This is a genomic window from Siccirubricoccus deserti (assembly GCF_014283215.1).
In the GTDB taxonomy this organism is placed as follows: Bacteria; Pseudomonadota; Alphaproteobacteria; order Acetobacterales; family Acetobacteraceae; genus Siccirubricoccus; species Siccirubricoccus deserti.
Genome location: NZ_JACOMF010000100.1, coordinates 1 through 8,311, shown reverse-complemented (window position 1 = coordinate 8,311; position 8,311 = coordinate 1). Strand labels below are relative to the sequence as shown.

Annotated in this window: 8 protein-coding genes; 3 read left to right on the top strand and 5 right to left on the bottom strand. The window is 67.4% G+C overall.

The window, feature by feature from the left end; translation table 11 throughout:
• Positions 1–365, top strand: a 365-nt coding sequence (locus tag H7965_RS27410; protein ID WP_186773714.1) for a terminase gpA endonuclease subunit, incomplete at its 5' end; no start/stop codon positions are given.
• A gap of 15 nt (positions 366–380) precedes the next feature.
• On the opposite strand, the gene H7965_RS27405 is transcribed toward H7965_RS27410, so the two are convergent.
• Positions 381–794, bottom strand: coding sequence for a hypothetical protein (locus tag H7965_RS27405; RefSeq protein ID WP_186773713.1), 414 nt, complete (start codon positions 792–794; stop codon positions 381–383).
• Between the two features lie 114 nt (positions 795–908).
• On the opposite strand from H7965_RS27405, the gene H7965_RS27400 reads away from it, so the two are divergent.
• Both H7965_RS27400 and H7965_RS27395 read left to right on the top strand, forming a co-directional pair.
• Positions 909–1,145, top strand: coding sequence for a phage head-tail joining protein (locus H7965_RS27400; RefSeq protein WP_186773712.1), 237 nt, complete (start codon positions 909–911; stop codon positions 1,143–1,145).
• Complete coding sequence (locus H7965_RS27395) at positions 1,145–1,861, top strand: phage portal protein (protein WP_229682828.1); 717 nt, start codon at positions 1,145–1,147, stop codon at positions 1,859–1,861. Before H7965_RS27400 ends, H7965_RS27395 begins: the two co-directional genes overlap by 1 nt.
• A 395-nt stretch (positions 1,862–2,256) precedes the next feature.
• Here the strand turns inward: H7965_RS27395 and H7965_RS27390 are convergent, their stop codons facing one another.
• From H7965_RS27390 to H7965_RS27375, 4 genes are read right to left on the bottom strand one after another with little or no spacing between them, the layout of a single operon-like run.
• Positions 2,257–3,183 (bottom strand): tyrosine-type recombinase/integrase, encoded by a 927-nt coding sequence (locus H7965_RS27390; protein WP_229682827.1) that lies wholly within the window; start codon positions 3,181–3,183, stop codon positions 2,257–2,259.
• A gap of 53 nt (positions 3,184–3,236) precedes the next feature.
• A complete protein-coding gene (locus H7965_RS27385; RefSeq protein ID WP_186773710.1) occupies positions 3,237–7,073 on the bottom strand; it encodes a PAS domain S-box protein in 3,837 nt (1,278 codons plus the stop codon).
• A gap of 39 nt (positions 7,074–7,112) precedes the next feature.
• On the bottom strand, positions 7,113–7,532 hold the full coding sequence (locus tag H7965_RS27380; protein WP_186773709.1) for a type II toxin-antitoxin system VapC family toxin: 420 nt from the start codon (positions 7,530–7,532) through the stop codon (positions 7,113–7,115).
• Complete coding sequence (locus H7965_RS27375) at positions 7,529–7,813, bottom strand: FitA-like ribbon-helix-helix domain-containing protein (protein WP_229682826.1); 285 nt, start codon at positions 7,811–7,813, stop codon at positions 7,529–7,531. The genes H7965_RS27380 and H7965_RS27375 overlap by 4 nt, the downstream gene beginning before the upstream one ends.
• Between the last annotated feature and the right edge of the window lie 498 nt (positions 7,814–8,311).

Here is an 8,311-nt window from a genome sequence, read left to right as displayed (position 1 = left end):
CGCCCGGCTGGGTGCATTTGCCCCGGGCGATCGAGGTGGAGTGGGTCAAGCAACTGGTCGCGGAGCAGCTGCGCACCACCAAGGACCGCCGCGGCTTTGCTCGGCAGGAATGGGCCAAGCTGCGGGAACGGAACGAGGCGCTGGACTGCGCGGTGCTCGCCCGCGCGGCGCTCTGGTTGCTCGGTGCCGACCGCTACGGCGAGCAGTTCTGGGCTCGGTTGCGGGACGAGGCGGCGGATGCGCCGCTCGCGGCCGCGCCATCTGCATCCATCACTCCGGCACTGGCCTCACAGCCGCCAGCCGCATCGGACATCCAGCGCCCGCGCGGCTGGCTCACGCCGCGCAGCAACTGGCTACGCACGTGATGCTGTCTGCTAGCGTCACCTGGCCTTCAAGCAATTCGCCAACAGCTGGCCGTTTCTATTGAGCACAACATCACCTTCGCGGATCGCTCGGCTCGGTGAGCCTGCGAAGGGAATGTCACGCACTGCTGCGTAATCGCCGGATGCCTTCCTATCGACGAGCAGATAGACCGCCGGGCGCGCACCCTGGTGCAGCCCAAGGCCCGATCTGACAGTCGCAGGATCGAAGCCGAGCTCGCCATCGATGCGCGCCGCGCGCTGCATTAGAGTTTGAACCGAAACAGGTTCGCCGACCTCGGTGATGCGGGAGAGGGCCTGAGAGCGAAGTGATCCGGCCTGGCTTCGATACCTGTGGCCCGTCCAGATGACATAATGCGTAGGCGGTGTTCGCCGCAGCGCTTCCGCTAGCACCGCCGCTGAAATGCGCTCCATGGATCTGTGCTGCGTCATGTGACCTTCGCTACGGCTGTGCCGCCAGAGCATAGCGCAGTGCCACGTCCGTTCCGCAAGGCGAAGCGGCCACGACAGACAGGAGAGAGGACGTTCATGGACCCGACCGTCCTTGCCTGGGCGCTGGCACAGCCTGCCATCAGCCGTGCGTCGGTCCTGGCCGCCGCCTTCACCGGCGGCACCACGCGCGTGACCTTCGACGGCCGCACCGTCGAGTACCGGTCCCTGGATGAACTGGGGCGCGCGCTGTCCGTCCTGCACGCCGCGGAGAACAGCGCCGCGCGCCGGCCCAACGTGACCTTCGCCAGCTTCTCCCGCGAGGGAAGCAAGTGATGGGGCGTCTTCGTGATGCTTGGCACGCGCTCCGGGGGTACGCGGCCGCACAGGACAGCCGCGCCTCGTGCTGGGCGGCCTCCGGCAGCAGCGCAACGGCCGAGGTGGGTGCCGCGGCCCCCACCGTGGCACGCCGCGCCCGCGATGCCGTGCGCAACGACCCCTACGCCGCCCGCATCGTCGATCTCTGGACCGGCAATGCGGTGGGCGCCGGCATCACCACCCGCTGGCCGGACAAACCCCACGCCGAGGCTTGGCGCCGCTGGTCCGACAGCACCGCCTGCGACGCCGAAGGCCGGCTCGACCTGTATGGCCTACAGGCGCTGGTCATGCGTGCCGTTGTCGAGAGTGGCGAATGCTTCGTGCGGCTGCTGCCGGCGGAGATCACGTCGGCGAACCCGATCGGCCTGCGGCTCCAGGTGCTGGAGAGCGACCACCTCGACACGGCGCGGCAGGGCGTGATCGAGGGTGTCCCCACCCTGCAGGGCATCGGCCTCGGCGAGGCGGGGGAGCCGGTCGGCTACTGGCTGCACCGCGTGCACCCCGGCGCGTCCTGGGTGCTGCCGGGCGGTGCCACCTGGTTGAGCAGCCAGCGGGTCCCCGCCCGCGACGTGCTGCAAATCTATCGCAAGCGCCGCCCAGGCCAGCTGCGGGACGTCTCCTGGCTGGCGCCCGTGCTGACGGGCTTATGGCGAGGTATCGCGCCGCGCTGTTGAAGGCGCCGCATGGGACAGCATCGCCGCGATACTGGAGGCGCGCGCATTTCAATGGATGCGCAATTCTGAGGCCTCCTTGATAGAAGAGGAGATCCGTTCGCCGCGCCGCCGGCCTGAGCATCCTGACTGAACCAGCTTCCTGTTCGACCCGCGCCGGAGGCGGGTCGATGGTCGGGACGGCTTCCCGTCCCGACACCTTCTGCCGGCGACGGCGCACAGCGGAAGGCAAGGCGCTCGTATGGGACCCGTCCGCAGGCCGCTTTGGCCGAGGATGGGGGAGAGCGCCTTGCCTGGAGCGAGCACCGGTGCAGGTGAAGCTGTCAATCTGCACCTCGAGCAGGCCGCAGCCTTGAGGTGCGGAAGGCGGTCGTGGAACGCCCGCGATCAATCTGCCGCTACAGGGCAATCCGCTCGACCTCGTCCAGCGAAATTCGGTCGTTGCGTCGGTCGTAAAGTTTGGTCGTCCGCGCGCTGGCATGACCGGCCATCTGCTGAGCATGTTCGAGCAGCCCGCCATTCTCCAGATAGGCCGTAATGCCTCGCGCTCGCCAACTATGGCAGCCGATCTTTGTCGCCACGCCGGCAGCTTCCGCGCGGCGCTGGATCATTCGATACACATCCGGCTGGCTCATCGCTTGGCTGCGCAGGCGGCCGGTGCGGCCCTCGGCCGTGCGGAACAGCGGCCCGCGCTTGTCAGCCTCGATGCTAGCCACCTCAAGGTAGGCGTCCAGGTACTCCTGCAGCGTGTGATGGCACGGCATCTCATGGTGCTTGCCGCCCTTCTCATGCAGGCGCAGCCACCAGCGCCTGCCGACCGGGTAGTAGTCCCCCACTCGCATGGCCGCCGCCGCGCTGACACGGGCAAAGGTGAAGAGCAGGGTGCCGATCAGCGCCCGGTCGCGCATGCCCACCAGGTTGTCGGTCGGGATACTGGCGAGCAGGACCTTGGCCTCGTCGCGCGTCGGCATGCGGGTCTTGCCCTTGGCGGCACTGTGCTTCGGACCGCGCACGGCGGCCGCCGGGTTGAGTGGCACCACCTGGCCGACCACTAGCCAGTCGAACAGCATGCGGATGGCGGCGAGCTGCTGCTTCACGCTCGGGGCGGAGAGCTCGCGGCCGATCTGCTCGATGTAGGTGGCGACGTGCACCGGCTGGATGGCGGGGAGAGGGAGGCCGTGCCCCTCGCACCAGGTAAAAAAGGCGGAAGCCGCGCGGGCATAGGCGGCGCGGGTGTTGGAGTTCCTGATCTGCGCCGTGAAGAACTCGACGTAGCGGATCGCGGCGCGCTCGCCCTCGGCCAGGATGGGGGAGGGCAGGGCCAACCCGCCAGGACCCACTGCGCCTGCGTGACCATGCAGAACGGAGGGCACTTGGCTCATGCGCTTTCTCCGGTCGTGCTCTCTGGGATCAAGCCAGCGTCGGTCTCCTTCGTGTCCGTGGCGCGGGCCGTAAGGGCGCGCTCCAGCGCTGCCGCAAGATCATCCAGCCGATAGGGCTTGCTCAGCACTTCGGCGACCGCCTTGCCTTGCCATTCCGCCAGCACCTGGCTGTAGCCGGTCGCCAGCACGATCGCGAGGCGCGGATGGCGCAGGCGCAGGGCACTGGCCAGCTGCACCCCGTCCATCTCGCCCGGCATCACCACATCCGAAAAGACCGCATGAATCGTTGCGTCTTCGGCCAGCAGGCTGAGTGCGTCGCCCGCGTTCGTCGCTCGGCGAGTGGTATACCCCAGCTCCTCCAGCATCGAGGCGGCAAAGCTTGCCACGTCCGGGTTGTCGTCTACCACAAGCACCGTCTTGCCGGCCGTGTGCTCCATGCGCGCCGCGGGCGACAGGGCTGAGCGCGGTGCGGTATGGCCCAGCGCTACGGCGGCACGTGGCAAGTGGAAGAGGATCGTGGTGCCCTGGCCGGGCACGCTTTCAATATCGATGTCCCCGCCGGACTGTTTGGCAAAGCCATGCACCTGCGGCAGGCCAAGCCCGGTGCCGGCCTGGCCCTTGGTGGTAAAGAACGGCTCGAACACGCGCGCCAGCACCGCCGGCGGCATGCCCTTGCCGGTATCCTGCACCGCCAGGCACACATAGTCGCCCGCCGCGTGCTCGGACGTGGCCTCCAGCACGACGTTGCGGGTGGTAAGCGTCAGGGTGCCGCCCTCGGGCAGCATGGCGTCGCGGGCATTCACCGCGAGGTTGAGGATCGCTACCTCGAACTGTCCCGGATCAGCCATGACCGGCCATATGTCGGCATAGAAGTCGGTCTCGACGCGGATGCGCGAGCCGAGTGTATGGCGCAGCATCTCGGCCATGCCGCGCAGGCGCTCGTTGAGGTCGAAGGCCTCGGGCTGGAGCGTCTGCTTGCGGGCAAACGCCAGCAGGCGGCTGGTCAGCTCCTTGGCACTCTCGGTTGCCTTGGTGAGCCCGTCCAGCGCAGCCCCGCGTCGTTCCTCGCTCAGGCCCGGGTAGCGCAGCAGCGTGGTGCCGGAGGCGACCACCTGAATGATGTTGTTGAAGTCGTGCGCGATGCCGCCGGTGAGCTGGCCGATAGCGGCCAGCTTCTCGCTCTGGCGGGCGGCTTCTTCGGCACGCCGACGCTCCTCTACTTCGATCTGCAGGGCGGCCGTGCGCTCTTCGACCAGGCGCTCCAGCGTCTCGTTGAGCTGGCGCAGCTCCTCCTCGGCGACCGTGCGGGCCTCCACCTCATGCTGCGCCGCCTGATAAAGGCGGGCATTGTCAATGGCGATGGCCGCCTGCGCGGCGATGCCGGCGACGATGCGCTCGGCGCGCTCCGTGAACACCGCCAGCTCGGGATGGCCAAAGAACAGTCCGCCCGTCACCTCACCCGAGCGCGACACCACCGGCACGGCGAGGTAGCTGCGCACCGGCAGGTGTCCCTCCGGCATGCCGCGATGGGGTATGTTCTGCCCATAGCGGGGATCGGCCGTGATGTCATCGGAGCGCACAATGCCCTCACCATGGAAGGTAGGAGCAAACACCGCCGTCTTGCTCGGCAGCGGGAATCTGGAGAACGCCTCGCGCGGCGCGCCGGAGAGGGTATAGAGGGTCAACGCCTCCTTGCCTTTCTCCACCACGTTGTAGAAGAACGCGCCGAAAGCAGCGCCGGACAGTTCGGTCGCCGCATCCGTCACCTTCTGCACGATGCTGCCCAGTTCCAGCTCCGCTGCCAGCGCTGCGCCGGTGCGGTTCAGCACCTCCAGCGTATGGCTCTCCTCGCGCAGGGCTGCCTCAATGGCTTGCCGCTCGGTGACGTCGGTGTTGGTGCCGAACCACAGCGTCACTTGGCCCTGCGCGTCGCGCACCGGCACCGCGCGGGAGAGGAACCAGCGATACTCACCGTCCTTGCCGCGCAAGGGGAAGGTATCCTCCCACGGCTCGCCCTTCGCCCAGGCGCGGTGCATCCCTTCTAGCACGCGGCCGAGATGGTCCGCATGGTGACTATCCTGCCAGCCGAAGCCTTCTGCCTGCCCTGGTGGCATGCCGGTGTAGTCGCACCAACGTCGATTGAACCAATACCGCGAGCCATCCGGCCGCGCCATCCAGGCCATCTGCGGGATGTTGTCCGCCATTGCCCGAAATTGCGCCTCACTCTCGCGCAGCGCCGCCTCCGCCTGCCGGCGCTCACCGATGTCGCGCAGATAGGCGGTGAAATAGACCTGCGCGCCGGTCGAGATCGGCGTAATGGCGAGCTCCACCGGAAAGCGCGAGCCATCAGCGCGCAGTGCCTCCAGCTCGATGCGCCGCCCCAGGACCGGCCCCTCTCTCGTGGCCAAATAGCGCGCCAACCCATCGTGATGTGCCCTGTGGTACTCCGGCGGAATGATGACATCCGCGATGTTCTGGCCAAGCGCGGCCGTCCGGGTATGGCCGAAGGTGCGCTCGGCCGCCGGGTTCCACTCGATGATATCGCCGCGTTGGTCGATGGTGATGATACAATCGAGGGCGGCCTCCAGAATGGCGTCCTTCAGCGCCACATTCTCGCGCTGCTCGGTAATGTCCGTATGCACCCCGACCCACTCATGGATCGATCCATTATCGTCCAGCACGGGAACGGCACGGATGGCAAAGTGGCGCCAGGCCCCGTCATGGCGACGCAGGCGGTGCTCAAAGACGAACGGCCGGCGCTCGGCTACCGCTTGGTTCCAGGCGTCGATCGTGGGTTGGGCGTCGTCGGGATGCACCGCTCTGGCCCAGCCGAAGCCTTGGTATTCCTCAAAGGTCTGTCCGGTCAGTGCCGACCAGCCGGGCTGATCTCCCTGCATCTCTCCGGTAGCACTGTTCGTCCACACGATGCCGCTCACCGCCTCTACCGCGGCACGGAAGCGTGCCTCGCTCGACCGTAGCGCCTCCAGGGCGGCGCGGTATTCATGCACATCTTCGGTGTTGCCGTACCAGCGCAAGATACGGCCGGTCTGGTCGCGCCGTGCGGTGGCGCGCGCCCGTATCCAGCGGTAGGAGCCATCTGCCGCGCGGATGCGGTGCTCGATGTCATACGGCTTGCCTGTGCGCACCGAACTGGTCCAGGCGGCCTGCACGCCTGCCAGATCGTCAGGATGGATGGCATGCACCCACTCGCCGGCCAGCGTTTGCTCGCGGCTCATGCCGGTCAACTCGGTCCAGCGCTGCCCGAAGTCGAGGATGCGGCCCTCGGCGTCGGCCATCCACGGCACTTGCGGGCTTAGGTCCGCCGCCCAGCGGAAATGCGCCTCACTCTCGCGCAGCGCATCCTCGGCGCAGCGCCGTTCGTTCACGTCGTGCTGCGCTACCGCCAGATGCTCGGGCTCACCGGTGACACTATCTGCCGCCTGCATCCCGCCGCGTGCCGTGATCCAGCGTCCTGCCGCATCGCCCTCGGACAGCACGCGGTACTCGCTGCGATAGTCGTCGCTTCGGCTGGCCAGCGCATCCGTCATTTCCTGGTCCGCGCGCGAACGGTCCTCGGTATGCACCCGCGCCAGCCATTCGGCCTTGGTCTCGCCGGCGGTGCCGGGCGGCAGACGGTGCAGGTCCAGGTACTCAGGGGAATAATTCGAGTGCTCACCGGTCGCCGGATCGACGGTCAGATGCCCGACGCGCCCGGCGCGCAGCGCCGCGCGCAAGTGCGCGTTCTCGGCTTCCAGGGCCGCGATGCGCGCCTGCCAGGCGGCCGGGCTGGCCGTTTCGTCCTGCGCCGGCGGCTTCGGCGTGCGCTCATTCATACATAGTCCATACGAGTAAGATGCTGGGGCAGAAGCGGATTATGGCACTGCCCACGGATCGATGAGGGGCACGCCACAACTACCGAGGTCACTGTTGCGCGTGGCAATGGCGGCGCCATGGACATGGGCGATCGCAGCGATCATGCCCTCCACCGCGCCGAGCGGCTGCCCCGCCTGCCGGCGCTGCGCGGCGAGAGCCGCATAGGCCGGCGCAGCGGCAGGTTCGAAGCACAGAATGCGGCCCGCGAAGTCCTTCAAAAACAGTCCCTCGGCCTGCTCAGCCAGCTGATCGCGGCGCTGGCCGTCCGGCAGCGAGGCGATGCCGAGCAGGATTTCCGCGTAGGAGAGGGCCGTGACGCGTAAGGCGGAAAGCGGCTGGGCGTTCATCCAGCGCACCACCGAAGCGGCGGGCTCCGGGCGCATCAGCTCGGAAAGCACGTGGGTGTCGAGAATGATCATTCAAAGCGCGGCGGTTCACGCCCGGGACCGCGCGCCGGCTGCTCCAGCTCCACGCCGCCCAGGGGTGCGAAGCGGCGGCGGATGGCGGCGACCAGCTCGGCGCCGCTGGCCGGATGGGTCGATTGATCGGCCATCAGCACCTCCCGCAGGATCGCCCGAGCCTCAGCCTCCATGGAGCGGCCGTTATGGGCGGCGCGGATGCGCAGCTGCTCTTTCAGCGCTGGATCAAGCTGGCGGATGTTGAGAGTGGTGGAGCGCGGCATGTCGAAGGAAGTGGTCATGGCAGCATTGTATGCAATGATAGCATTAATGTTAATACGATTTCAAAATATTTCGGAGGCCTGTGCTATAGTCTTTTGCGTATGATAAAGGACGTTATCATGCACAATTTGGGACGGAAGGGGTGGAATCGATTGCCGGCTCCAGAGCTGTTGGTGCTCTGCCCGCCCGTGACCATGAGCAACGTCGCGGAACGGTCGGGTTATGGGCCGAACCTGCCCGGGGCGCAGCATCCCTTCAAAGCGGGCGCGCAGCATTGCAGGCGCTGGGGCGGCAGCGGACTCTGGCCTTGAGACTGATCTGCGGCAGCATACTTATGTTACCCGCTTCGATGCGGGCAGGGCTGCCGCAGACCATCTCGCGGTTCGTGCAACGGCGTGGCGGGGCTGACCCGCGGAAGTCCAGACCCCCATGACGCAGCTGCTGCACGGCGATCCTCAGGCAATGGCTCCGCTGATCTTGACGCTGCGGCTCGATGCCGTCGCACAGGCACGGTTCGA